We start from the raw sequence: 22,919 nt of genomic DNA on the forward strand, positions 1-22,919 counted from the left end.
GGCTAGATGCCCATCCGTATCACTTCTGTCCCACCTTCCGGACCGCCTGCGCCATGAATGAAACCCCACTGCTGAACCTGATCACCGACTTTGTCGACGATTTCCGCCAACCGGCCATCCTGTGGCAGGCGCTGGCGATCGTCGCCTGCCTGGCCTTGAGCTGGCTGCTGGTGCGGCAGTTGCGTGAATTCCTGCACAAGCGGGCGGAAGCGGCGACGACGCCGGCCACGCCGGAAACGCTGCAGCGCACGGACAGTTTCATCCGCATCCTCACGCCCGTGCTGGCGGCCATGCTGCTGGGCATTGCGCAACACTTCCTGGCCAAATTCCAGTCGGTGAATTTGCTCAATATCGCCATTCCCCTGTGCACCTCGATGGCGCTGGTGCGCTTCGGTTTTTACGTGCTGCGCCGTATCTTTGCCCGCCACGGCGAGATCAGCCCGACCATGCTGTTGCTGGAAAAGGTATTTACCGTCGTCGTGTGGGCCGGCATGGCCCTGTATATCACGGGCTTGTGGCCAGAGTTGCATGCTTTCCTGGAGAGTATCGTCGTGCCGCTGGGCCGCAACAAGGTTTCCGTGGCTGCCATCTTGCAAGCCGCTATTTCCGTGGCCGTGCTGCTGGTGCTGGCCATGTGGGCCGGCACCTCGCTCGACGAGCGCCTGATGAAAATGCAGGGCCTGCATACCTCCTTGCGCGTGGTCATGTCGCGCATGGGCCGCGCCGTGCTGATCCTCGTTTCCGTCCTGATCAGCCTGTCGCTGGTGGGCATCGACCTGACGGTGTTGTCCGTATTCGGCGGCGCCTTCGGCGTGGCGCTCGGTTTCGGCTTGCAAAAGATCGCCGCCAACTTCGTTTCCGGCTTCATCATCCTGCTCGACCGCAGCCTGACCATCGGCGACATGATTACCGTCGGCCAATTCACGGGCAAAGTCACGCAGATCAATACGCGCTATACTGTGTTATTGGGTGGCGATGGCGTGGAATCCATCGTGCCGAATGAAATGCTGATTTCCGGCGGCGTGCAGAACATGTCGCTGAGTAACCGCATGGTGTGGCTGTCGACCGCCGTGTCGGTGGGCTATGAAACGGACCTCGACGCCATCTTCCCCTTGCTGGAAGCGGCTGCGGCCAGCGTGCCGCGCGTGTCGCAAAGTAATCCGCCATCCGTTACCCTCGTGCGTTTCGGCGCCGACGGCCTGGATCTGCAGATCGGTTTCTGGATCGCGGACCCGGAAAACGGCACCGGCGGCGTGAAGTCGAATGTGAACCGCGCCATCTGGCGCACCTTGCAGGAACAGAAGGTCTCTGTACCTTTCCCGCAACGCGAATTGCGTATTGTGGGTACGCCTCCTGCCCCGCTCGTCGGCGCGGCAGAGGGTGAGTCCGCGCCATCCGGCACCCAGCCTTAACCTCGCTGCCTGCCTCCGTTTTTGCCTGATCGCACCCATTAGGGCGTACAATCACGCCTAAAATTAACTCTGCCGGACCTCCAGAGCAACTGGAGCGACCGTGCGCACGCCCTGTCCACTTGGAGTAGTAGTAATGACATTGAGTTCCGTTTTACACGACGTTTTGCAGTTCATGGCAACTGGCATTACCGATCTGTCCGCATGGCAAGTTTTCCTGTACACCATGGTGGTCACGCATATCACGATCGCCAGCGTCACGATTTATTTGCACCGCCACCAGGCTCACCGCGCGCTGGAATTGCATGCGATCCCCAGCCATTTCTTCCGTTTCTGGCTGTGGCTGACGACGGGCCAGGTCACCAAGGAATGGGCGGCCATCCACCGCAAGCACCACGCCAAGTGCGATACGGAAGAAGATCCGCACAGCCCGGTAACGCGCGGTATCAAGAAAGTCTTCTGGGAAGGCGCCGAGCTGTACCGCGCTGAATCGAAGAACATGGAAACCATGGCCAAGTACGGCCACGGCACGCCGACGGACTGGATCGAGCGCAACCTGTACACGAAATACAGCTGGCTGGGCGTCGTCTCGCTGTTCGTCATCAATTTCATCCTGTTCGGCGTGATCGGCATCTCCGTATGGGCCGTGCAAATGATGTGGATCCCCATCACGGCGGCCGGCATCATCAACGGCATCGGCCATTACTGGGGCTACCGCAACTACGACTGCGCGGACGCGGCCACCAACATCATTCCCTTCGGTATCCTGATCGGTGGCGAAGAGTTGCATAACAATCACCATACGTATGCGACGTCGGCCAAGCTGTCGTCGAAGTGGTATGAAATCGATATCGGCTGGGCTTATATCCGCGCGCTGGAAATGCTGGGCCTGGCCAAGGTGAAGAAACTGGCGCCGGAGCCGAAGTTTTCCCACGGCAAGCTGGAAGCGGACTTCGAGACCTTGCAGTCCGTCATCGCCAACCGCTACGACGTGATGGCCAAGTATGCGAAATCGATCAAGCATGCGTGGAAGGAAGAACTGGAACACTTGAAGCACAAGGCCGAACTGGAAAAGCGCTTCCTGAAGTCGTCGCGCAAGCTGATGCAGCGCGAACCGGGCAAGCTGGCCGACGCGCACCATGAACAGCTGTCGGAATTGTTCCAGCACAGCAAGGCACTGGAAACCATGCACCATATGCGCGTGGAACTGGGCGCCATCTGGGAGCGTTCGCACTTTACGCGCGAGCAATTGCTGCACAAGCTGCAAGACTGGTGCGCGCGCGCCGAAGCGTCGGGCATCAAGTCGCTGCAAGACTTTTCCTTGCGCCTGCGCAGTTATGCCTGATTGAGCTGCCGCAGCCTATCGAGGCCCTGGATTCCAGGGCCTTTTTTTCGTCCCGGGAAAGCGGGTGAGGGGATGGCCTAAAATCAGGACGAAAAAAAACCGCTCATCGGAGCGGCTCTTTTTACAGAACACAGTATCAATTACTTGATCTTGGTTTCTTTGTACGTTACGTGCTTGCGTGCTTTAGGATCGAATTTCATGATCTCCATTTTCGCAGGCGTCGTACGCTTGTTTTTGGTAGTCGTGTAGAAGTGACCCGTACCGGCGGTCGATTCTAACTTGATTTTGTCGCGGCCTGATTTTGCCATGATAGCTCCCTTATTCTGCTAATTAGACTTTTTCGCCACGAGCGCGCATATCGACCAATACGGCGTCGATGCCGACTTTATCGATGACGCGCAGACCGGCGTTGGACAAACGCAGGGAGACCCAGCGGTTTTCAGATTCAACAAAAATACGACGATTCTGCAAGTTAGGCAAAAAACGACGTTTGGTTTTGTTGTTTGCATGGGAAACATTGTTGCCGACCATCGGCTTCTTCCCAGTGACTTGGCAAACACGTGCCATGGCGCACTCCTTAAAGATATTCCAAATTGGAAAAACGAGAGTATATCCAAAATAAGCCGATTTATCAATGACTTGCGAAAAACAATTGTGTCTTGTTGTTGTGAATTTATTTAACAATTTGACTTTTGCGATTTCTCATAGGGAAAACGCTGGTAAACACCGTTGTTTACTGTTAGATAAGCATGCTGTTGTTTTTACGTATGTCCTTGTTTACACATGGTTAACTGCGTCGGGACCGCGCGCGGCCTAGAGTTGGCCATGCTCGGCAAACGAATGCACTTGCCGCCCAGCAACGACGAAATGGTCGAGGATGCGCACGTCGACCAGCGACAGGGCCTGCACCAGCGCGCACGTCAGCAGCAAGTCCGATTCGCTCGGTTCCGGCGTGCCGGAAGGGTGATTGTGGGCCAGCATGACGCTGGCCGCATTGTGCAGCAGCGCCTGCTTGACCACTTCGCGCGGATACACGCTGGTGTGGGTGAGGGTGCCGCGAAACATTTCCTGGGTGGCGATCAAACGGTTCTTGACGTCCAAAAACAACACATGGAACGCTTCATGCGCCAGGTGGCCCAGGGTCAGGCGCAGATAGTCCTTCACGGCGTGCGGCGAATTGAGGGCTTGCCCCGCCTGCAAATCCTCGATGATGGCGCGCCGCGCCAGTTCCAGCACGGCTTGCAGTTGGGCAAACTTGGCGCTGCCCATGCCGTGCACGGCGGAAAAATTCACGAGACTGGCGCCAAACAGCCCACGCAAGGAACCGAAGTGCTCGACCGTGTCGCGCGCCAATTCCACGGCGCTCTTGCCGCGCACGCCCGTGCGCAGGAACACGGCCAGCAATTCCGCGTCCGACAGCGAGTGCGCGCCATCCTCGATCAGGCGTTCGCGCGGCCGTTCTCCGGCAGGCCAATCCTTGATGCCCATCATGCCTCCCATGCCGCATTCAGGTAGTGGCGGCGCCTGCCGACGATTGTCGCGTGGTTCTGCTGCGGCCATGCTGCGCTAGCTCGTCTTCCTGTCAGATCATGGCAAAAAAACAAAAACCAAGATGCCCGGAATGGCCATTTTCAGGCGCTATCATTTGCCTGTCGTTGCACTCTATGCAAGTTGCAGCGGCGGGGAGTCAGGGCCCTGAACTCAATGTCTTCCACTTAGTTTCGCAGGAACAGTCATGCCATATATCAAAGTTATCAACGGAGTCATGCAAGAGTTCAACGCCGCCGGCGTCAACACGGGCAAGGTCAGCGGCATCGGCCTCAATTCGCATGCCTACCTGGAGCGTCGCGCCTGGAGTCCCGCCGCGACGGCCGCCACGAATGACGGCAATCCCGACTACCCGGCCGATTTGCCCTACCTCGCGGCCAACGGTGTCAAGTACATCCAGGTGATGGTGGCGCCATTTAACGGCAGAGTGGCAAACGGCACGGGCCACCAGGTGTGGGACTACGTTGTCGGCATGCCGGAATTTGCTTCCGACAACACGGTCGTGACGCTGAATATCAACAAGACATACTTGGCCGCGGTGCAGGCGCTGCTCGACTGCGCGCTGGCCCATGGCATCGGCATCATCGCCTGTCCATTCTGGAATCCGGCGGCCGTGCCGGAACTGGTGGGCGAGGGGAGCAACGTTGTCGCGGAACTGAGCAATGCGCAATCGAAGACGCGCAACTACATGCGTGCCTTTGCCAGGGCATTCGCCTTGCGCTACGCCAGCCATGCAGGCATCGCCGGCTGGATGGCGGCGCAGGAATTGCAGATCATCAAGAACCTGGGAGTCCATACCGTCAATGCCGTGATTCAGGAAACGGCGCAGATACTGCGCGACAACGATGCGCTGGGCCGTATGATTTCCTCCGGCAATGTCGGCATTGCCCATACCTCGCCCCGCCAAGGCTCTTTACAGCAATACATCACGGAAACCCTGCCCTTGATGAATCCAGATCCGGTCGATTGCATTTGCGAAAATCTGTTCCTGGGCAATGAATATGTGAGCAGCGCCCTCGATGACAATACGGAGTTGCCCGCTGATTTTGTTTCCTCCTCGCTCGCCTATCTGCAAGTGATGCAGCGTGCGGCCAAGGCCTTGGGCAAGCCGTATTACATCGGCAGTTTCGGCCTGTCGAAAAAGCAAGAGCTGGCCTTGCAGGATACCGAGCGGCAAGACAACCTGCATGCCCTGTTGAGCGCCATACGCCGTACGGGCGTGCAGCTGGCGTGCTACTGGGCCTGGAATGCGGGGACCACCATGGAAAAGGAAGGCTTGAACCTGGTCGAGGCTGAAACGCCATTGAAGACGAATTACCGTACGCCCGTCTGGAACGCCTTGCGCGGCGAGGACGCCATCCGCCCCGCGCCGCCCATGCCCTGTTTCGGCGTGACGAAGACCTTGCAATTCCAGCCTGGCCTCATGCTCACCGTGCCGTCGTCCGCGCGCTACGAGAGTGCGGATTTTTCCCTGTCGTATGGCATCCGGCAGCAGGCTTTTTCCTCGATCAAGGACATTGAACTGGCTTTCATCAAGCGTCAGTCGGATAAAAAAGGCTGGGCGCTCCTGCAAAAGTTTATTACCACGCAGAACGACATCACTACTTTCCTGCATCTATGGAATAACCAGGGAGAGCATGGCCTGGGCGCCAACAGCAATGGTCACGGCGTGAAGGTGGATATTGCCAACCGCTGGCTGCGCTGTACCTACACCGTCAAGCATGATGGTTCCATCAGCCTGTATGTCGACGATTTTCTCATGTACCAGGGCAGCAAGATGGCGAAGCCATTTGTGAATGCCGCCGCCACGCCCCTGGTGATCGGCCGCCCCGTGCATGCGCTGGAGCAGGGCGCACCCGCCTGGCAGTTGTCCGATGTCATCCTGTACGACCGCGTGTTGACGCCGAAGGAAGTGTATGACTATGGCCAGTACGGCATCGTGCACAGGCCCGTGGGGCGCTGGAAGCTCGACGGCAACCTGGAAGACAGTTCGGGCTTCGGGAATCACGCCAGCACGCCTGGCGGGTTGACGTACGTCAACGTCTGACAGGTGGCAGGGGGCGCGGCCATGTTTTTTGACAAAAGCATGGCCGCGCTGAGATGGCATGGGGCAGGCGCGGCCAGTGTGGCTTACAATATCGTTTTGCACCAGCTACCTGAAACCTATTATGTCCAACGAGCAACCAGCAGTCGTCACCGAAGCGGCTTACCTCACTCTGCATTATCGTCTTGCCACTGTTGACGGTACTGACATTGTCACGACCTTCAGCGGGAATCCCGCCACGTTGATGCTGGGACAGGGCCAGCTGGCGCCGTTCCTCGAGCAGCGTTTGCTGGGTTTGCCTGAAGGCACGCACCAGACTTTCGAGCTGGCGGCCGGCGAAGGCTTTGGCGAGCGCAATCCCGAGCTGGTGCAGTCGGTTTCGCGCGCCACGCTCGATGAAAACTCGGTGCCGGGCGCCGACTACAAGATCGGCGACCTGGTGGACTTCGCCGCCCCGGGCGGCGGCCGCTTTGCCGGCGTGCTGCGCGAACTGCGCGACGATTCGGCCCTGTTCGACTTCAACCATCCGCTGGCTGGCCAGCCGCTGCGTTTTGAAGTCAAGCTCATCTCGGTGCTGTAAACAAGGAATAGCGATGGATAAAGAACTGTTACTGGCCCAGCCCCGGGGTTTCTGCGCTGGCGTCGACCGGGCGATCGAAATCGTCGAGCGTGCCTTGCAGCAATTTGGCGCACCGATCTACGTGCGCCATGAAATCGTCCACAACGCCTATGTGGTGGCCGATTTGCGCAACAAGGGCGCCATCTTCATCGACGACCTCGATGACGTACCGGCTGGCAATACCCTCGTGTTTTCCGCGCATGGCGTGTCGAAAGCCGTGCGCGCCGAGGCGGAATCGCGCGGCCTGAGCATTTTTGACGCCACCTGCCCGCTGGTGACCAAGGTGCACATGGAAGTGGGCAAGATGCGCCGCGAAGGCCGCGAAATCATCATGATCGGCCACGATGGCCATCCCGAGGTGGAAGGCACGATGGGCCAGGCTGAAAAGGGCATGCACCTGGTGGAAACGCTGGAAGATGTGGCGACCTTGCAGGTCGCCAATCCGGACAGCGTGGCCTATGTGTCGCAGACAACGTTGTCAGTTGACGACACTCGCGACATTATCGAGGCGTTGAAGCAGAAATATCCGAATATTGCCGAGCCGAAAAAAGGCGACATTTGCTACGCCACCACCAACCGCCAGGAAGCCGTGAAATTCATGGCGCCGCTGGTGGAAGTGGTGATCGTCGTGGGCAGCCCGAACAGCTCGAATTCGAACCGCCTGCGCGAAGTGGCAGACAAGATGGGCACGCCGGCCTACATGGTCGACAATGCCTCGCAAATCGACCCCGCCTGGCTGGAAGGCAAGCTGCGCGTGGGCGTCACGGCCGGCGCCTCGGCGCCCGAAGTGCTGGTGCAAGCCGTGATCGACCGCTTGAAAGAGTGTGGCGTGAAGAGCGTGCGTCCGCTTGACGGCGTGCAGGAAGCCGTCACGTTCCCGATGCCGAAAGGCCTCGACGGCATCAAGCGCGACGTCGCCTGAGTTGGCTTGGCAGCCGAGTATCGATGAAATAGTCACCTCAAAACCGAATTTAATTCGGAAATGATTGAATTATTCCAAGCTTAGTTTTTGCAAAAGATCGTTATGATTGCCTCAAGCTTGAATATGTTGTCGTTATGACTAAGCGCGGTCACGCCCATTTTCAGTGCGTGCACCATGCTGGTGAGAACGGTCCAGGGATGGCACTGCAGGAATTTTTCCTCCGGTGCCGTTTTTGTATCAGCGATACATGTTCTGGCGGAAGTTGTTCCCGAAAAATGCATATTTGGATAGGGCAATCATGGATACATTCATCCAGCAGATCATTAACGGCTTGGTGCTGGGCAGCATGTATGCCTTAGTCGCCCTCGGTTACACGATGGTGTATGGCGTCTTGAACCTGATTAACTTCGCCCACGGCGACGTGCTCATGATCGGCGCCATGGTGGGCTTGAGCATCCTCAAGCTGCTGGGCATTTATGTACCGGACTGGCCCGGCTACCTGAAACTGGCCACCGCCATCCTCGGCGCCATTCCCATCTGTATTCTGGTCAACATCATCATCGAGCGGGTCGCCTACCGCCGCCTGCGCAACGCCCCCCGCCTCGCCCCCCTGATTACCGCCATCGGCGTCTCCATCCTGCTGCAAACCTTTGCCATGATGATCTGGACGCGCAATCCCTTGCCCTTCCCGCAATTGCTGTCGACCGACCCCATCAATGTGGGCGGCGCCGTCATTTCACAAACGCAAGTATTGCTGCTGGCCCTGGCCGCCATCTCGATGGGCGGACTGGTGTTACTGGTGGAAAAGACGAAAATGGGCCGCGCCATGCGGGCCACGGCGGAAAACCCCCGCGTGGCCGGCCTCATGGGCGTCGATTCCGACAAGGTCATCGTCGCCACGTTTGCCATCGGCGCCGCGCTGGCGGCCGTGGCGGGCGTGATGTGGGGCGCCAACTATGCCTCGATTCAATTTTCCATGGGCGCCATCCCCGGCTTGAAGGCGTTCTGCGCGGCCGTGCTGGGCGGCATCGGCAATATCTATGGCGCCATGATAGGCGGCGTCCTGCTGGGCATTATCGAGAGTCTGGGCGCCGGCTATATCGGCGACATCACGGGTGGCTTCCTGGGCAGCCACTACCAGGATATCTTTGCCTTCGTCGTGCTGATCATCGTGCTGACCCTGCGCCCGTCCGGCATCATGGGCGAACGCGTGGCCGACCGCGCCTGACGTGAAACTGGGAGATTAAATCATGGCACTACTCGATTTCGACGTCAAAAAGCACCCGGCCAAGGCGTATGCCGGCATGCTGGGCCTGGCCGCGCTGCTGATGGTGTTCCCGTTTTTTGCCGCCCAGTTCGGCAACTCGTGGGTGCGCATCATCGACATGGCCTTGCTGTACATCATGCTGGCCCTGGGCCTGAACATCGTCGTCGGCTTCGCCGGCCTGCTCGACCTCGGCTACATCGCCTTCTACGCCGTGGGCGCCTACCTGACGGCCCTGCTGGCTTCGCCCCAGTTCGCCATCCTGCTCGAATCCGTGGTGAACCAGTATCCGGTGCTGGGCGAGACCCTGGTACAGCTGATGGGCCCGGAGATCCGCGAAAACGGCATCCACCTGTCGATCTGGATCATCGTGCCGCTGGCGGCCTTTGTTGCCGGCCTGTTCGGGGCACTGCTGGGCGCGCCCACCTTGAAACTGCGCGGCGATTACCTGGCCATCGTGACCCTGGGTTTTGGCGAGATCATCCGCATCTTCATGAACAATTTGAACGACCCGATCAATTTCACGAATGGTCCGCAAGGCATCAATTTGATCGACCCCATCCGCATCTTCGGCGTCAACCTGGCGGGCGAGGCTGGCACCAACAGCACCGTCACGGTGGCCGGTTTTTCCATGCCGTCCGTGAACGCCTATTACTTCCTGTTCCTGTTCCTGTGCATCGCCGTTGTCTTTGTCACCAAGCGCCTCCAGCATTCGCGCCTGGGCCGCGCCTGGGTGGCCATCCGCGAAGACGAGATCGCCGCGAAAGCGATGGGCATCAACACGCGCAACGTGAAACTGCTGGCCTTTTCCATGGGCGCCTCGTTCGGCGGCGTGGCTGGCGCCATGTTCGCGTCGTTCCAGGGCTTCGTCTCGCCGGAATCGTTCTCGCTGACGGAATCGATCGCCGTGCTGGCGATGGTGGTGCTGGGCGGCATCGGGCATATTCCCGGCGTGATCCTCGGCGGCGTGATTCTCGCCTCCATCCCCGAAGTGCTGCGCCACGTGGTGGAGCCGGCCCAGCAGGCGCTGTTCGGTCACGTGGTGATCGAGGCGGAAGTGCTGCGCCAGCTGCTGTACGGCCTGGCCATGGTCTTGATCATGCTCAACCGTCCCGCCGGCCTGTGGCCGGCGCCGAAGCACGAGGACCGGCCCGACCATGATGTGGATCAACCGAACAAATCAACCGGCGTCGTGTCGGCTTAAGGAAGGAAAGCACCATGAGCGAACAGATCATTCTCAATATCGCCGGCGTGAATAAACGTTTCGGCGGCCTGCAGGCGTTGACGGACGTGGGCATCACCATCCGCCAGGGGCAGATCTATGGCTTGATCGGCCCGAACGGCGCCGGCAAGACCACCTTCTTCAATGTCATCACGGGCCTGTACCAGCCGGACACGGGCAGGTTCGAGCTGGCCGGCAAGCCGTATTCGCCGTCGGCGCCGCACAAGGTGGCCAAGGCGGGCATCGCGCGCACCTTCCAGAATATCCGCCTGTTCGGCGACATGACGGCGCTGGAAAACGTCATGGTGGGGCGCCACGTGCGCTCGCACCAGGGTGTGTTCGGCGCCATCTTCCGCCACAAGGCGGCGCGCGAGGAAGAGGCGGCTATCCGCCAGCGGGCCATGGAGCTGCTCGATTTCGTCGGCATCGCCCAGTTCGCCAACCGCACCTCGCGCTTCCTGTCGTATGGCGACCAGCGGCGCCTGGAAATCGCGCGCGCGCTGGCTACCGACCCGACCCTGCTGGCCCTCGACGAGCCGGCGGCCGGCATGAACGCGACGGAAAAGCTGGCCCTGCGCGAGTTGCTGGTGAAAATCAAGGCGGAAGGCAAGACCGTGCTGCTGATCGAGCACGACGTAAAACTGATGATGGGGCTGTGCGACCGCATCACGGTGCTCGAGTATGGCAAGCGCATCGCCGAAGGCTTGCCGGCCGAAATACAGCAAAACCCGGCCGTGATCGAGGCTTACCTGGGGGGATCGCACGCATGAGCAGCAATGGATGGAACAAGAACGTATTGAAAGTGGCGGGCCTGCATGTGGCCTATGGCGGCATCAAGGCGGTCAAGGGCATCGACCTGGAAGTCAACGAAGGCGAGCTGATCGCCCTGATCGGCGCGAACGGCGCAGGCAAGACGACGACACTGAAAGCCATCACGGGAACTTTGCCTGCATGCAAGGTCGATGGCACCATCACTTACATGGGCGAGTCGCTCAAGGGCAGCAAGTCGTTTCACCTGGTGGAAAAGAAGCTGGCCATGGTGCCGGAAGGGCGGGGCGTGTTTACGCGCATGTCGATCCGGGAAAACCTCATGATGGGCGCCTACACGCGCACGGACAAGGTGGGGATCGAGACCGACATCGGCCGCTGGTTCGACGTCTTTCCGCGCCTGAAGGAGCGGGCGGCACAGATGGCCGGCACCTTGTCGGGCGGCGAGCAGCAGATGCTGGCCATGGCGCGCGCCCTGATGAGTCATCCGAAGCTGCTGCTGCTCGACGAGCCGTCGATGGGCCTGTCGCCCATCATGGTCGAGAAAATCTTCGAGGTGATCCGCAAGGTGTCGTCGGAAGGCATCACGATCTTGCTGGTCGAACAGAATGCCCGTTTGGCCCTGCAGGCGGCGCACCGCGGCTATGTGATGGATTCCGGCCTGGTGACCATGGGCGGCAACGCGGCCGACATGCTCGACGATCCGCGCGTGAAGGCGGCGTACCTGGGCGAGTAGGAAGCGCCAGGCAAAAAAATACCCCGGCAGTGGTGCCGGGGCAAGAGACATCCGTGGAGGAGTACAAGACGGATGCCGGAGGAGCGGGTAGTGCGGGGGCCGCCATGGCGGCCCGTGCCTCAAAAATTACTTGGCGGCAGCGCGCGGCACGACTTTTTCAGCCGCTTGCGTGAACTGGTTCACGGCCGAGGTCAGGTTCGCTTCGATGGCTTCGACGGCTTGCTTGCTGGTTTTCGAGAATTGCTCGTAGCCTGCATTGGCGTTGCCGATGGCGCTTTTCAGGATGGCGACGGCGTTTTCCGAACCGGCTGGTGCATTCTTGGTCACTTCATCGACCAGCGAAATGACTTTACGGTTCGTTTCGGCGATTTGCGATTCAGCCGCTTTGCTGAATTCAGCTTGCGTGCTGGACGTGATGGCAGCCAGGTGACGGCCGTAAGCGATGGCTTTTTCGGCGCTAGGCTGGGCTTGGGCTGCGGTCAGCGAGAAGAATTCTTGTGGATCTTTTGCCGACAGCAATTGCTTGGCGGCGGCCGTCGATTCTTCCAGCGTTGCCTTGGCGGCGGTCAGGTTCAGTTCGACGATCTTTTCGATGCCTTCGAAGGCCTTGCCCGTCAGCGACGAGAACAGGGCGAATTGGGCTTCCAGGTTGGCTTTGGTGGCGGACGAGAACTGCTCAGGAATTGAAAACATATAAATCTCCAAAAAATCGAAATCTGGTTAATTTGATGCTGCGTGTACCGTTTGGGAAGCAGGTGTATCTAAATTTTCAAGCTGAACAAGTAATTGTGCAACGCAACAAACCCTATTCTACGGTTAAAAAAAACGAAGTCAAGCGATTCTTGTGCGATGCAACAATTGAATAGATTTGCATCAAAAGCCATTGTTTCTAAAGAGAAATATTTGATTTCTGAGTGTCAATGGTTTAGCCCTAAACCATTATTTCCCCGCCTTTCAGGACGGGTGCGGCGCAGCATGCTAGACTTTGCCTCCCGCACCGGCGCACCGCCCCGGTGAGTATCCCGTTTCCCGAGTCGATACCATGTCCAATCTTCCCGCCGCGGCTGGCGCCAGCGGCAAAGCCCCCAAAGCCGCTCTCTTGACCACCGTGGCGCCGATGGCCTTGCCCGCTTTCTTCGTGTTGTTATGGAGCACAGGTTTTATCGTGGCCAAGTTCGGCCTGCCGTATGCGCCGCCGCTGACCTTTTTGCTGCTGCGCTTCCTGGGCGTGCTGGTCATTTTGCTGCCGCTGGTGCTGATCTTGCGCGCGCCGTGGCCCGTGGGGCAATTCCGCCAGATCGCCGTGGCCGGCATCCTGATGCAGGCCGGCTACCTGGCCGGCGTCTGGTGCGCCATCAAGCTGGGCATGCCGGCCGGCCTGTCCGCCCTGATCGTGGGCATGCAGCCCGTGCTGACGGCCTGCGCCGCGCCGCTGATCGGCGAATCCGTGCGCCCGCGCCAGTGGCTGGGCCTGTTCTTTGGCTTGCTGGGCGTGGCTTTGGTCGTGTACGCGAAGATCAACCTCGTGGGCCTGACCGTGGAAAGCGTGCTGCTGTGCGTGTTCGCGCTGCTGTCGATGACGGCCGGCACCATGTACCAAAAACGCCACTGTCCGCAGTTCGACTTGCGCACCGGCACGGTGGTGCAGTTTGCCGCCTCCATCGTCGTCGTGTTGCCATTCGCCCTGTATTACGAGGGACTGGACTTGCATTTCAGCAATGTGCAATGGACAGCGAACTTCATCGGCGCCCTGCTGTGGTCGGTACTCGTGCTGTCCATCGGCGCCATCTTCCTGCTGTTTGCCCTGATCCGCCGCAGCGACGCCACGAAAGTGACGGGCTTGCTGTACCTGACGCCGCCGACGACGGCCGTCATGGCCTGGCTGATGTTTGGCGAAGCCTTTAATATGCTGGGCATCGCCGGCATGCTGGTGGCCGTCGTCGGCGTGGTTTTTGTTGTCAAGAAATAGCAGGAGAGCAGGACAGTGAGCAAGCAAGCATCCGGTTTACCCATGGAAATGTCACAGCAGCAAGCCGTCGACGCGGCGATTCAGTCGCGCCGCTCGATCCGCGCCTTCCTGCCCACGCCGGTGGCGCAGGACGACATCGCGCGCATCCTGGAAGTGGCGGCGCGCGCGCCCTCGGGCGCCAACATGCAGCCGTGGAAAGTGTATGTGCTGTCGGGCGAGGCGCGCCAGCGCCTGTCGCGCCGCATCCTCGACGCCTATGCGGCGCCGAAAGCGCCCGATGCGCCCGCCCGCACGGCCTCGTATACATATTACCCGCGCCAGTGGACGGCGCCGTTCATCGAGCGCCGCCGCAAGATCGGCCTGGACCTGTATCAGCTGCTGGGCCTGGAGCGGGGCGACACGGCCGGCATGGCCGCCCAGCATGGCCGCAATTTCCAGTTTTTCGACGCGCCCGTCGGCCTGATCTTCACCATCGAACGCGTGCTGGAGCAGGGCTCCTGGCTCGATTACGGCATGTTCCTGCAAAACATCATGCTGGCCGCGCGTGCGCGCGGACTCGATACCTGCCCGCAAGCCGCTTTCATCCATTACCATGACATCATCCGCGACGAACTGGGCGTGCCCGCCAGTGAAATGGTGGTGTGCGGCATGGCGCTTGGCTATGCCGACCCCGACAAGGTCGAGAACCGCCTGAGCACGGAGCGCGAGCCCCTGTCCGGTTTTGTTAAATTCATTGTCACTTAGTAATCTATAGTTATTTAAATAAGTAAACAGATCATCAAGGATGAGCTTGTTTGCTGATCGCTAACGATTTGTATTTCATTGCTGCAATAAATACTGTCTTAACTGTTAAATAGGCTTGCGATTACTCTGCATTTCGCTACACTGCAATAAGGCAACAGCTTCACGGGGAATTATCGAATGGCTAAGTTTAAACTTGCGCTGGGTATCCTGGCTTCCCTGCTGTTTGCGCTGGCGCCGGCCGCGGCCGTGCAAGCCAGGGAAGCGCACGGCAAATCCTCGGCATCCAAGAAACAAAATACCAAGAAAGTCAAAGTCGTGCTGCGCAAAGGCGCGACGGCCGCGCCGCGCGAAAAGACCGTGCGCCGGGTCGTCATGGTGCGCGGCAAGCGCAAGGTCGTGTATCAGAAAGTCAGCAGCGTGGCCGTGCCGATGGCCGCGCCGATGCCCACCATGGGCGATCTGGCCGGCCTGAACCTGACGCGCGATCCGCTCGACCTCAAATCGAGCGTGGCGCTGGTGCTGGACCAGGCCAATGCGGAAGTGCTGTTTGAAAAGAATTCCAACGTGGCCCTGCCCATCGCCTCCATTACCAAGATGATGACGGGCCTGGTCGTGGTCGAAGCGCGCCAGGACATGGATGAGCTGCTGACGATCACGGACGAGGATGTCGACCGTGCCAAGTTCAGCAGTTCTCGCCTGAAAGTGGGCTCGCAATTAACACGTGGCAATATGCTGCACATCGCCCTGATGAGTTCGGAAAACCGCGCCGCTTCTGCGCTGGGCCGCAATTATCCGGGCGGCTTGCCATCGTTTGTCGACGCCATGAACAGCAAGGCGCGCCAGCTGGGCATGATGGATACGCATTATGTCGATTCCAGCGGCTTGTCGAAAATGAACGTGGCCAGCGCGCGCGACCTGGGCAAGCTGGCCATGGCCGCCTTCCAGCATCCGCTGCTGCGCCAGTACTCGACGGACCCGAAAGCCATCGTCGAAGCCAGCGGTCAACCCATGCAATTTGGCAATACGAATCACCTGGTGGCCAATCCGGGCTGGGAAATCGGCTTGCAAAAGACGGGCTTCATCAATGAGGCGGGACGTTGCCTGATGATGCAGGCCGTCATCGAAGGACGGGCCGTGATCATGGTGTTCCTCGATTCCAAAGGGAAACAGTCACGTACGGCCGATGCGGGACGCATGCGCAAGTGGCTGGAGGCACTGAAACCCGCCAATATGAGCCTGCCTGGCGGCTAAAGTGTCCAGGGCGGCGTTGCCTTGCCCTGAACATTTTTATGCGGCAGCGGTCTAGTCTTGCGGGATAAAACCCAAGGTGACGGAAATCTGGTTCGCCGTCTCGACCAGGTCGACCAGCCACTCATCCTGCAGGCGGTCGGCCGGGGCGGAGATCGACAGGCCGGCGATCAGCTTGCCAGAGTCGTCGCGGATGCCGGCCGCCATGCAGCGCACGCCCAGTTCCAGCTCCTCATTGTCGCGCGCATAGCCGCGCTCGCGCACCAGGCTCAGTTCGCGCTCGAGCTTTTGCAGATCCGTGATGGAATTCTTGTTGTGCCCGGCCAGGCCCGTGCGCGTGGCGTAGGCGCGGATGGCTTTCGGTTCGTCCACGGAGAGGAACAGCTTGCCCGTCGACGTCAGGTGCAGCGGGCCGCGCCCGCCGATGGCGCGCACCACCTGCATGCCCGAGCGCTCGGAAAACGCGCGGTCAATGTAGACGATTTCATCGCCCTGGCGCACGGACAGGTTGATCGTCTGCTGGGTTTTCTTGTGCAGCTGGCGCATGAAGTCCAGCGCCGCTTCGCGCACGCTGAGACGGCTTTTCACCACATTGCCCAGTTCCAGCAGGCGCATGCCGAGACGGTAGGTGCCCGGTTCGATGCGGTCGACAAAACGCGTCAGCACCATGTCGTTGAGGATGCGGTGCGCCGTCGACGGGTGCAGGCCCGATACCTTGGACAATTCCTTCAGGCTGACCGGGTCGGAATATTTGGCCAGGGCATCGAGCAGGGCGACCATGCGTTCGATCACCTGGATCGTCGTCTTCGGGGCTGCGACCGGTTCAATTTTCATGATGGATTTGGTGCAATGCAGTATTCATGCTTCTTTATACCATGATGTGAAAAAATAGTGAAATGTTCTGAGATATTCAGCGAAAAAATTGTCACAATTCCTATGCCGGCCGTCATAATGCGTGGACGGCACGTGCTTTGAACCCTGGAAAACTATGCAACCTGTAAATGAATTCAAGAGTAAAAGTGGCTTGAAACGGATCTTTTCCGCCTTTTTCTATTCGCTCGACGGCTTGAAGTCGGCGTGGCGCCATGAACATGCGTTCCGCCAGGAACTGGGCCTGTTTGTCGTCGGCACGGTGATCGCCTTGCTGCTGCGCATCTCCGCGTTTGAAAAGCTGGTGCTGATCGGCGTGCTGTTGCTGGTACTGATCGTCGAATTGATCAATTCGGCGCTGGAAGCCGTGGTCGACCGCATCTCGCTCGAACGCCATCCGCTGTCGAAAAATGCCAAGGACTTCGGCAGCGCGGCCGTGCTGCTGACCTGCCTGCTGGCCTTTGCCACGTGGGCCGTGGTCCTGTTCAACCGTTTCTATTGAGCACCTGTCAAACCCTGCTGCGCGTCGGTATGGGCAGCCTGCGATGCTCATTGCCTCGGCGGCCCCGTGCTCAGCACAGTCGCGCTTCTCGACCGCCGCTCCCTTCCGCTCGCTACAGTTTTTTTTAGGTGTCCTTGGTCTTAACTGCTTTATCCCCGGTGCACGCCGTCCATATGCGAAAAACGCATATCAAACGGCGAAACGCTTCGTTCTCTTTGCGGCCGATGCGCCGTAATCTGGTGGCTCTGAAAGTTCAACCACCGGGGATCTTAGATGCTGTCGAAAAAAATCATCATTGCCGCCGCCATCAGTGCGTTTGCCGTTTTGCAAACCGCGCAAGCTGCCGATATCACCCTGCTCAATGTGTCGTATGACCCGACGCGCGAGCTGTACCAGGATGTGAATACGGCGTTTGCCAAGGAATGGAAGGGCAAGACGGGCGACAACGTCAAGATCAAGCAATCGCATGGTGGTTCCGGCAAGCAGGCGCGCGCCGTCATCGACGGCCTGGAGGCGGACGTGGTGACCCTGGCCCTGGCCTACGACATCGACGCGCTGGCCGAGCACAAGCTGCTGGCCGCCGACTGGCAAAAGCGCTTGACGCACAACAGCTCGCCTTACACCTCGACCATCGTGTTCCTGGTGCGCAAGGGCAACCCGAAAGGCATCAAGGATTGGAACGACCTGATCAAGCCGGGCGTGTCCGTCATCACGCCGAACCCGAAGACCTCGGGCGGCGCCCGCTGGAACCACCTGGCCGCGTGGGGCTATGCGCTGCGCCAGCCGGGCGGCAATGAAGCCAAGGCCAAGGATTTCCTCGGCAAACTGTATAAAAACGTGCCCGTGCTCGACTCCGGCGCGCGCGGCGCCACCACCACCTTCGTCGAACGCGGCATCGGCGACGTGCTGATCGCCTGGGAAAACGAGGCCTATCTTGCCGTCAAGGAACTGGGTCCGACCAAGTTCGACATCATCACGCCGTCCGTCAGCATCCTGGCCGAGCCGCCGGTCGCCGTCGTCGACAAGTTTGCCGACAAGCACGGCACGCGCAAGGTGGCCGAGGCTTACCTGAACTACCTGTACACGGACGAGGCGCAAGATATCATCGCCAAGAACTACTACCGTCCGGCAACGGACAAGGCGGCCAAGAAATACGCGTCGCAGTTCGCCAAGGTCAACCTGTTCACCATCGAGCAAGTGGCGGGGGGCTGGACGGCAGCACAGAAGGCGCACTTCGCCGACGGCGGCATCTTCGACCAGATTTATCAACCGAAATAATCGTCCATGGCAGGCGCAAGCCTGCCCGTCCTGGACTGTTAAGGATCCATCATGGCGCTGCGCAGCTTTTCCGATTACCGGGTATTGATCGTGCCGGGCCTGCATAACAGCGGGCCCGAGCACTGGCAGAGCCGCTGGCAGCGCCTGTATCCGCAATTCGAGCGGGTCGAGCAGGATGACTGGGAGCGGCCCGACCTGGCCACCTGGTCGGCGCGCCTGGACCAGGTGCGGCGCCAGGATACGCGTCCGACCCTGATCGTCGCCCACAGCTTCGGCTGCCTGACGACGGCGCACAGCCTGGCCCGCGATGCGCAAGGCGTGGCTGGCGTGTTGCTGGTGGGGCCGGCCGACCCCGACAAGTTTGGCGTGGCGAAAGCCTTGCCGCAGAAACGCTTGCCATGTCCCGGCATCCTCATCGCCAGCCAGACGGATCCGTGGATGACGGCCGAGCACGCCACGCAATGGGCGCGGCGCTGGAATTGCAAGTATATTGATGGCGGTGCCTTGGGCCATATCAACGCGGAATCGGGTCTGGGCGACTGGATCTATGGCCAGGCGCAATTGCAGACACTGTTTGATCTGGCGCAAAACGACAAGCGCCACCGTCAGGCAGCCTGATTCGACGACCATCCCGCCACACAACCTCACAAGGAGATTACGATGACTTTACGCCTGGGCGATGTCGCCCCTGATTTTGAACAAGACAGCTCCATCGGCACGCTGAAGTTCCATGAGTGGGCCGGCAATTCCTGGGTGGTGCTGTTTTCCCACCCGGCCGACTTCACGCCCGTGTGCACGACGGAACTGGGGCTGACGGCCAAGCTGAAGCCGGAATTCGACAAGCGCAACGTGAAGGCCATCGCCCTGTCCGTGGACGCGGCCGAGTCGCACAAGAGCTGGATCAAGGATATCGAGGAGACGCAAAACACGGTGGTGGGCTTCCCCATCATCGCCGACGTCGACAAGAAGGTGTCCGTGCTGTACGACATGATCCACCCGGAGCAATCCGTCACGGCCACCGTGCGTTCCGTGTTCATCATCGACCCGAACAAGAAAGTACGGCTGATCCTCACGTATCCGCTGAGCACGGGCCGCAACTTCAATGAAATCCTGCGCGTCATCGACGCCCTGCAATTGACGGACGGCTATACGGTGGCCACGCCCGGCAACTGGAAGGATGGCGACGACGTCATCATTCCCTTGACCGTGCAAGACCCGGACGTGATCAAGCAGAAATATCCGAAGGGCTTTACGGCGGCCAAGCCCTACCTGCGTCTCACGCCGCAACCGAACAAGTAAGGGCAGCGGAAAAAACGTCCATGGCGTTGTTGCATTGCCTCGCCGTACCCTCGTACTGTCTTCGGCAACGCGCCTGGCCCTGAACGTTTTATTCGGCACTCCATAAAAACGCACCTCGCCGGTGCGTTTTTTTTCGCCCAACGATTCGCTGGGCAAGTATGCAAAATCCATCTAAGCAAATGAGAAATGGTTAGTTCTTTTTATAACGATTGCATGTGAATATTGCACCCTGTTACTCGAAAATGTAATAAGAAGGAGTCTTTATGTCTGCAGCATCAGCATCGCCCGCGCCGGTCAAGGCGCGCGGCGCGCCGTTTCGAGTCATGCCGGGGTTTAAGCTGTCACTGGGCTTCACGCTCTTTTACCTGGCCTTGATCGTCCTCATTCCGCTGTCGTCGGTGTTCCTGAAAACCTTCACCATGACATGGGACGCCTTCTTCAGCGCCGTCACGTCCGAGCGCGTGATGGCGTCGTACCGGCTGACGTTCGGCGCTTCGCTGATCGCCGCCTTCCTGAACGTGGTGTTTGGCGGCATCCTGGCCTGGGTGCTGGTGCGCTACAAATTTCCCGGCAAGCGCATCATCGACGCGCTGGTCGACTTGCCGTTCGCCCTGCCGACGGCCGTGGCCGGCATCACGCTGACGGCCCTGTACTCGTCGAACGGCTGGTTCGGCCAGTTCATCGAAGGCGTGCTGGGCATCAAGGTGGCGTTCACGCCGCTGGGCGTGGTGGTGGCGCTGACCTTCATCGGCTTGCCGTTTGTCGTGCGCACCGTGCAACCGGTGCTGGAAGACGCAGAAAAGGAACTGGAAGAGGCGGCCGCCAGCCTGGGTGCCAATTCGCTGCAAACCTTTATCCGCGTCATCTTCCCCACCATCCTGCCCTCGCTGCTGACGGGCTTTGCGCTGGCCTTTGCCCGCGCCACGGGCGAGTACGGTTCCGTGATCTTTATCGCCGGCAACATGCCGATGGTGTCGGAAATCACGCCGCTGTTCATTATTACCAAGCTGGAGCAATACGATTATGCGGGCGCCACGGCCATCGCCGTGGTGATGCTGGTGGTGTCCTTCCTGCTGTTGTTGACGATTAACCTGCTGCAAGCATGGACGCGCGGAAAGGCGAAGAAAACATGAGTACGAATATTACTGCCGTCGCCGGCGCGGAAGATGTGTTGCCGAAAACGCGACGCATCGAACCGAACATCGGCCCCGTCGTGCTCGAACCGCTGTGGGTGCGCACGGTACTGATCACCATTGCCCTGCTGTTCCTGACGGCCTTCCTGATCGTGCCCCTGGTGGCCGTGTTTGCGGAAGCGTTCAAGAAGGGCTGGGAAGCGTATGTCGCGGCCATCATCGATCCGGACGCGATTTCCGCCATTAAATTGACCCTGATCACGGCCGCCATCGCCGTACCACTGAACCTGGTCTTCGGCGTGGCCGCTTCCTGGTGCATCGCCAAGTTCGAGTTCCGCGGCAAGAGCATCCTGCTGACCCTGATCGACTTGCCATTTTCCGTCTCGCCCGTGATTTCCGGCCTGATCTATGTGCTGATGTTTGGCGCCCAGGGCTGGTTCGGTCCGTGGCTGCAGGCGCACGACATCAAGATTCTGTTCGCCGTGCCCGGCATCGTGCTGGCCACCATCTTTATTACCTTCCCGTTCGTCGCGCGCGAACTGATCCCGCTGATGCAGTCGCAGGGCAGCGAAGAGGAAGAAGCGGCCATCGTGCTGGGTGCCTCGGGCTGGAATACTTTCCGCCGCGTGACTTTGCCGAATATCAAGTGGGGCTTGCTGTACGGCGTGATCCTGTGTAACGCCCGCGCCATGGGCGAGTTCGGCGCCGTATCGGTCGTGTCCGGCCATATCCGCGGCGAAACCAACACCATGCCCCTGCAGGTGGAGATTCTGTACAACGAGTACAACTTCGCCGCCGCGTTTGCCGTCGCCTCGCTGCTGGCCTTGCTGGCCCTGGTGACCCTGGCCCTGAAAGCCTTCATTGAGTGGCGTTTGAACGAGAGCGACGCCGACGATTCCGCCTTACGTTCCACGGAGCACTGATATGACCATCGCAGTTAAAAACATCAACAAGCGTTTCGGCGATTTCGTCGCCCTCGACAATATCTCGCTGGACTTTCCCGCCGGCGAATTGACGGCCCTGCTGGGCCCGTCGGGTTGCGGTAAAACAACCTTGCTGCGCATTATTGCTGGCCTGGAACATCCGGACAGCGGCCAGGTGCTGCTGGACGCGGAAGATGCATCGAACCGCCACGTGCGCGAGCGCCAGGTCGGTTTCGTGTTCCAGCATTACGCGCTGTTCAAGCACATGACCGTCTTTGAAAACGTGGCCTTCGGCTTGCGCGTGAAGTCGCGCAGCGAGCGCCCGTCGGAAGACCAGATCCGCCGCAAGGTCAAGGATTTGCTGGAGCTGGTGCAGCTGGACTGGCTGGCCGACCGCTATCCGCCGCAGCTGTCGGGCGGGCAACGCCAGCGCATCGCCCTGGCGCGCGCGCTGGCCGTCGAACCGCGCGTGCTGCTGCTCGACGAGCCGTTCGGCGCATTGGATGCCAAGGTGCGCAAGGAATTGCGCCGCTGGCTGCGCCGCCTGCACGACGACTTGCACGTCACCAGCATTTTCGTCACGCATGACCAGGAAGAAGCGCTGGAAGTGGCCGACCAGGTGGTGCTGATGAACAAGGGCACGGTCGAGCAACTGGGTTCCCCCGAGCAAGTCTACAACCACCCGGCTTCGCCGTTTGTCTACGGTTTCCTCGGCAACGTCAACCTGTTCCATGGCCGCGTGCATGACGGCGTGATGGCCACGGGCGACGCCAGCTTCGAAGTGCCCGACTATGCGGGCGTGAGCGACAGCAAGGGCACGGCCTATGTGCGGCCGCACGACCTGGAGATCGACCGCTACACGCAAGGCGCGGAAGGCATCGTGGTCAAGCTGAGCCGCGCGCATGCGATCGGCCCGCTGGCCCAGCTGGACTTGCAGCGCGTCGATAACAGCGAGCTGATCGAGGCGGTGATGTCGAACGAGCGCTTCACCCATCTGCAGCTGAAGGAAGGCGAGACCCTGGTCGTGCGCCCGAAACGATTGCACGTGTTCGTTGAACCGACAAGAACCTAAAGGC

General features: G+C 59.8%; 24 protein-coding genes. 19 read left to right on the top strand and 5 right to left on the bottom strand.

What is annotated here, in order from left to right; genetic code table 11:
- Window positions 1-53 precede the first annotated feature (53 nt).
- Both AC1RDJ_RS03905 and AC1RDJ_RS03910 read left to right on the top strand, forming a co-directional pair.
- Window positions 54-1,412 (top strand): mechanosensitive ion channel family protein, encoded by a 1,359-nt coding sequence (locus AC1RDJ_RS03905; protein ID WP_071322295.1) that lies wholly within the window; start codon window positions 54-56, stop codon window positions 1,410-1,412.
- 172 nt (window positions 1,413-1,584) lie between these two features.
- Window positions 1,585-2,754: a DesA family fatty acid desaturase gene (locus tag AC1RDJ_RS03910; protein WP_442905893.1), complete on the top strand. Its 1,170-nt coding sequence runs from the start codon at window positions 1,585-1,587 to the stop codon at window positions 2,752-2,754.
- 140 nt (window positions 2,755-2,894) lie between these two features.
- Here the strand turns inward: AC1RDJ_RS03910 and rpmG are convergent, their stop codons facing one another.
- From rpmG to radC, 3 genes are all read right to left on the bottom strand, one after another.
- Window positions 2,895-3,062 (bottom strand): 50S ribosomal protein L33, encoded by a 168-nt coding sequence (rpmG, locus tag AC1RDJ_RS03915; protein ID WP_010400929.1) that lies wholly within the window; start codon window positions 3,060-3,062, stop codon window positions 2,895-2,897.
- Window positions 3,063-3,084: 22 nt separating this feature from the next.
- Window positions 3,085-3,321, bottom strand: coding sequence for a 50S ribosomal protein L28 (gene rpmB, locus AC1RDJ_RS03920; RefSeq protein WP_010400928.1), 237 nt, complete (start codon window positions 3,319-3,321; stop codon window positions 3,085-3,087).
- A 246-nt stretch (window positions 3,322-3,567) separates the two neighbouring features.
- Complete coding sequence (gene radC, locus AC1RDJ_RS03925; RefSeq protein WP_493026564.1) at window positions 3,568-4,242, bottom strand: RadC family protein; 675 nt, start codon at window positions 4,240-4,242, stop codon at window positions 3,568-3,570.
- A gap of 277 nt (window positions 4,243-4,519) precedes the next feature.
- Between radC and AC1RDJ_RS03930 the strand changes: the two genes are divergently transcribed.
- From AC1RDJ_RS03930 to AC1RDJ_RS03960, 7 genes are all read left to right on the top strand, one after another.
- Entirely contained in the window at window positions 4,520-6,349 is a 1,830-nt protein-coding gene (locus AC1RDJ_RS03930; protein ID WP_493026541.1) for a hypothetical protein, read from the top strand.
- Window positions 6,350-6,470: 121 nt separating this feature from the next.
- Entirely contained in the window at window positions 6,471-6,926 is a 456-nt protein-coding gene (locus tag AC1RDJ_RS03935; protein ID WP_034747468.1) for an FKBP-type peptidyl-prolyl cis-trans isomerase, read from the top strand.
- A 13-nt stretch (window positions 6,927-6,939) separates the two neighbouring features.
- A complete protein-coding gene (ispH, locus tag AC1RDJ_RS03940; protein ID WP_071322298.1) occupies window positions 6,940-7,887 on the top strand; it encodes a 4-hydroxy-3-methylbut-2-enyl diphosphate reductase in 948 nt (315 codons plus the stop codon).
- Window positions 7,888-8,185: 298 nt separating this feature from the next.
- Entirely contained in the window at window positions 8,186-9,115 is a 930-nt protein-coding gene (locus tag AC1RDJ_RS03945; RefSeq protein ID WP_071322300.1) for a branched-chain amino acid ABC transporter permease, read from the top strand.
- A 22-nt stretch (window positions 9,116-9,137) separates the two neighbouring features.
- The gene (locus AC1RDJ_RS03950; protein ID WP_071322301.1) at window positions 9,138-10,355 is read left to right on the top strand and encodes an ABC transporter permease subunit; all 1,218 of its coding nucleotides are present in this window, start codon (window positions 9,138-9,140) and stop codon (window positions 10,353-10,355) included.
- A gap of 14 nt (window positions 10,356-10,369) precedes the next feature.
- Complete coding sequence (locus AC1RDJ_RS03955; RefSeq protein WP_493026542.1) at window positions 10,370-11,143, top strand: ABC transporter ATP-binding protein; 774 nt, start codon at window positions 10,370-10,372, stop codon at window positions 11,141-11,143.
- Window positions 11,140-11,877 (top strand): ABC transporter ATP-binding protein, encoded by a 738-nt coding sequence (locus AC1RDJ_RS03960; protein WP_289885203.1) that lies wholly within the window; start codon window positions 11,140-11,142, stop codon window positions 11,875-11,877. Before AC1RDJ_RS03955 ends, AC1RDJ_RS03960 begins: the two co-directional genes overlap by 4 nt.
- A 126-nt stretch (window positions 11,878-12,003) precedes the next feature.
- Here AC1RDJ_RS03960 and AC1RDJ_RS03965 read toward each other — a convergent pair whose 3' ends face one another.
- The gene (locus AC1RDJ_RS03965; protein ID WP_071322304.1) at window positions 12,004-12,570 is read right to left on the bottom strand and encodes a phasin family protein; all 567 of its coding nucleotides are present in this window, start codon (window positions 12,568-12,570) and stop codon (window positions 12,004-12,006) included.
- A gap of 349 nt (window positions 12,571-12,919) precedes the next feature.
- Between AC1RDJ_RS03965 and AC1RDJ_RS03970 the strand changes: the two genes are divergently transcribed.
- The 3 genes from AC1RDJ_RS03970 (at window position 12,920) to pbpG (ending at window position 15,841) form a co-directional block, all read left to right on the top strand.
- Complete coding sequence (locus AC1RDJ_RS03970; RefSeq protein WP_493026543.1) at window positions 12,920-13,846, top strand: DMT family transporter; 927 nt, start codon at window positions 12,920-12,922, stop codon at window positions 13,844-13,846.
- A gap of 42 nt (window positions 13,847-13,888) precedes the next feature.
- Window positions 13,889-14,590 carry a nitroreductase gene (locus AC1RDJ_RS03975; RefSeq protein WP_071322306.1) on the top strand — a complete coding sequence of 234 codons (702 nt, stop codon included), beginning with the start codon at window positions 13,889-13,891 and terminating at the stop codon, window positions 14,588-14,590.
- A 177-nt stretch (window positions 14,591-14,767) separates the two neighbouring features.
- Entirely contained in the window at window positions 14,768-15,841 is a 1,074-nt protein-coding gene (gene pbpG, locus AC1RDJ_RS03980; protein ID WP_071322307.1) for a D-alanyl-D-alanine endopeptidase, read from the top strand.
- A gap of 51 nt (window positions 15,842-15,892) precedes the next feature.
- On the opposite strand, the gene AC1RDJ_RS03985 is transcribed toward pbpG, so the two are convergent.
- Window positions 15,893-16,672, bottom strand: coding sequence for an IclR family transcriptional regulator (locus AC1RDJ_RS03985; protein WP_046685991.1), 780 nt, complete (start codon window positions 16,670-16,672; stop codon window positions 15,893-15,895).
- A gap of 154 nt (window positions 16,673-16,826) precedes the next feature.
- On the opposite strand from AC1RDJ_RS03985, the gene AC1RDJ_RS03990 reads away from it, so the two are divergent.
- From AC1RDJ_RS03990 to AC1RDJ_RS04020, 7 genes are all read left to right on the top strand, one after another.
- Complete coding sequence (locus AC1RDJ_RS03990) at window positions 16,827-17,210, top strand: diacylglycerol kinase (protein WP_071322308.1); 384 nt, start codon at window positions 16,827-16,829, stop codon at window positions 17,208-17,210.
- 273 nt (window positions 17,211-17,483) lie between these two features.
- Window positions 17,484-18,488 (top strand): sulfate ABC transporter substrate-binding protein, encoded by a 1,005-nt coding sequence (locus AC1RDJ_RS03995; protein WP_071322309.1) that lies wholly within the window; start codon window positions 17,484-17,486, stop codon window positions 18,486-18,488.
- A 51-nt stretch (window positions 18,489-18,539) separates the two neighbouring features.
- On the top strand, window positions 18,540-19,106 hold the full coding sequence (locus AC1RDJ_RS04000; protein ID WP_289885207.1) for an RBBP9/YdeN family alpha/beta hydrolase: 567 nt from the start codon (window positions 18,540-18,542) through the stop codon (window positions 19,104-19,106).
- Window positions 19,107-19,148: 42 nt separating this feature from the next.
- The gene (locus tag AC1RDJ_RS04005) at window positions 19,149-19,787 is read left to right on the top strand and encodes a peroxiredoxin (RefSeq protein ID WP_071322311.1); all 639 of its coding nucleotides are present in this window, start codon (window positions 19,149-19,151) and stop codon (window positions 19,785-19,787) included.
- A 323-nt stretch (window positions 19,788-20,110) separates the two neighbouring features.
- Window positions 20,111-20,920: a sulfate ABC transporter permease subunit CysT gene (gene cysT / locus AC1RDJ_RS04010; RefSeq protein WP_156895004.1), complete on the top strand. Its 810-nt coding sequence runs from the start codon at window positions 20,111-20,113 to the stop codon at window positions 20,918-20,920.
- Window positions 20,917-21,843 carry a sulfate ABC transporter permease subunit CysW gene (gene cysW, locus AC1RDJ_RS04015; RefSeq protein WP_156894686.1) on the top strand — a complete coding sequence of 309 codons (927 nt, stop codon included), beginning with the start codon at window positions 20,917-20,919 and terminating at the stop codon, window positions 21,841-21,843. Before cysT ends, cysW begins: the two co-directional genes overlap by 4 nt.
- Window position 21,844: 1 nt before the next feature.
- Window positions 21,845-22,915 (top strand): sulfate/molybdate ABC transporter ATP-binding protein, encoded by a 1,071-nt coding sequence (locus tag AC1RDJ_RS04020; protein ID WP_035821525.1) that lies wholly within the window; start codon window positions 21,845-21,847, stop codon window positions 22,913-22,915.
- Window positions 22,916-22,919 lie beyond the last annotated feature (4 nt).

It is taken from the genome of Janthinobacterium sp. GW822-FHT07H10 (genome assembly GCF_058798675.1).

Excerpts from the sequence above, each read along its gene's own strand:
- radC (WP_493026564.1), bottom strand. The coding sequence starts at position 4,242 with ATGGGCATCAAGGATTGGCCTGCCGGAGAACGGCCGCGCGAACGCCTG.
- AC1RDJ_RS03975 (WP_071322306.1), top strand. The coding sequence starts at position 13,889 with ATGGAAATGTCACAGCAGCAAGCCGTCGACGCGGCGATTCAGTCGCGC.
- AC1RDJ_RS03990 (WP_071322308.1), top strand. The coding sequence starts at position 16,827 with ATGCAACCTGTAAATGAATTCAAGAGTAAAAGTGGCTTGAAACGGATC.
- AC1RDJ_RS03905 (WP_071322295.1), top strand. The coding sequence starts at position 54 with ATGAATGAAACCCCACTGCTGAACCTGATCACCGACTTTGTCGACGAT.
- AC1RDJ_RS03930 (WP_493026541.1), top strand. The coding sequence starts at position 4,520 with ATGCAAGAGTTCAACGCCGCCGGCGTCAACACGGGCAAGGTCAGCGGC.
- rpmG (WP_010400929.1), bottom strand. The coding sequence starts at position 3,062 with ATGGCAAAATCAGGCCGCGACAAAATCAAGTTAGAATCGACCGCCGGT.
- AC1RDJ_RS03995 (WP_071322309.1), top strand. The coding sequence starts at position 17,484 with ATGCTGTCGAAAAAAATCATCATTGCCGCCGCCATCAGTGCGTTTGCC.
- AC1RDJ_RS03960 (WP_289885203.1), top strand. The coding sequence starts at position 11,140 with ATGAGCAGCAATGGATGGAACAAGAACGTATTGAAAGTGGCGGGCCTG.
- rpmB (WP_010400928.1), bottom strand. The coding sequence starts at position 3,321 with ATGGCACGTGTTTGCCAAGTCACTGGGAAGAAGCCGATGGTCGGCAAC.
- AC1RDJ_RS03970 (WP_493026543.1), top strand. The coding sequence starts at position 12,920 with ATGTCCAATCTTCCCGCCGCGGCTGGCGCCAGCGGCAAAGCCCCCAAA.
- AC1RDJ_RS03955 (WP_493026542.1), top strand. The coding sequence starts at position 10,370 with ATGAGCGAACAGATCATTCTCAATATCGCCGGCGTGAATAAACGTTTC.
- AC1RDJ_RS04020 (WP_035821525.1), top strand. The coding sequence starts at position 21,845 with ATGACCATCGCAGTTAAAAACATCAACAAGCGTTTCGGCGATTTCGTC.
- cysT (WP_156895004.1), top strand. The coding sequence starts at position 20,111 with ATGCCGGGGTTTAAGCTGTCACTGGGCTTCACGCTCTTTTACCTGGCC.
- AC1RDJ_RS04005 (WP_071322311.1), top strand. The coding sequence starts at position 19,149 with ATGACTTTACGCCTGGGCGATGTCGCCCCTGATTTTGAACAAGACAGC.
- AC1RDJ_RS03985 (WP_046685991.1), bottom strand. The coding sequence starts at position 16,672 with ATGAAAATTGAACCGGTCGCAGCCCCGAAGACGACGATCCAGGTGATC.
- AC1RDJ_RS03965 (WP_071322304.1), bottom strand. The coding sequence starts at position 12,570 with ATGTTTTCAATTCCTGAGCAGTTCTCGTCCGCCACCAAAGCCAACCTG.
- AC1RDJ_RS03945 (WP_071322300.1), top strand. The coding sequence starts at position 8,186 with ATGGATACATTCATCCAGCAGATCATTAACGGCTTGGTGCTGGGCAGC.
- AC1RDJ_RS03910 (WP_442905893.1), top strand. The coding sequence starts at position 1,585 with ATGGCAACTGGCATTACCGATCTGTCCGCATGGCAAGTTTTCCTGTAC.
- pbpG (WP_071322307.1), top strand. The coding sequence starts at position 14,768 with ATGGCTAAGTTTAAACTTGCGCTGGGTATCCTGGCTTCCCTGCTGTTT.
- AC1RDJ_RS03935 (WP_034747468.1), top strand. The coding sequence starts at position 6,471 with ATGTCCAACGAGCAACCAGCAGTCGTCACCGAAGCGGCTTACCTCACT.
- ispH (WP_071322298.1), top strand. The coding sequence starts at position 6,940 with ATGGATAAAGAACTGTTACTGGCCCAGCCCCGGGGTTTCTGCGCTGGC.
- AC1RDJ_RS04000 (WP_289885207.1), top strand. The coding sequence starts at position 18,540 with ATGGCGCTGCGCAGCTTTTCCGATTACCGGGTATTGATCGTGCCGGGC.
- AC1RDJ_RS03950 (WP_071322301.1), top strand. The coding sequence starts at position 9,138 with ATGGCACTACTCGATTTCGACGTCAAAAAGCACCCGGCCAAGGCGTAT.
- cysW (WP_156894686.1), top strand. The coding sequence starts at position 20,917 with ATGAGTACGAATATTACTGCCGTCGCCGGCGCGGAAGATGTGTTGCCG.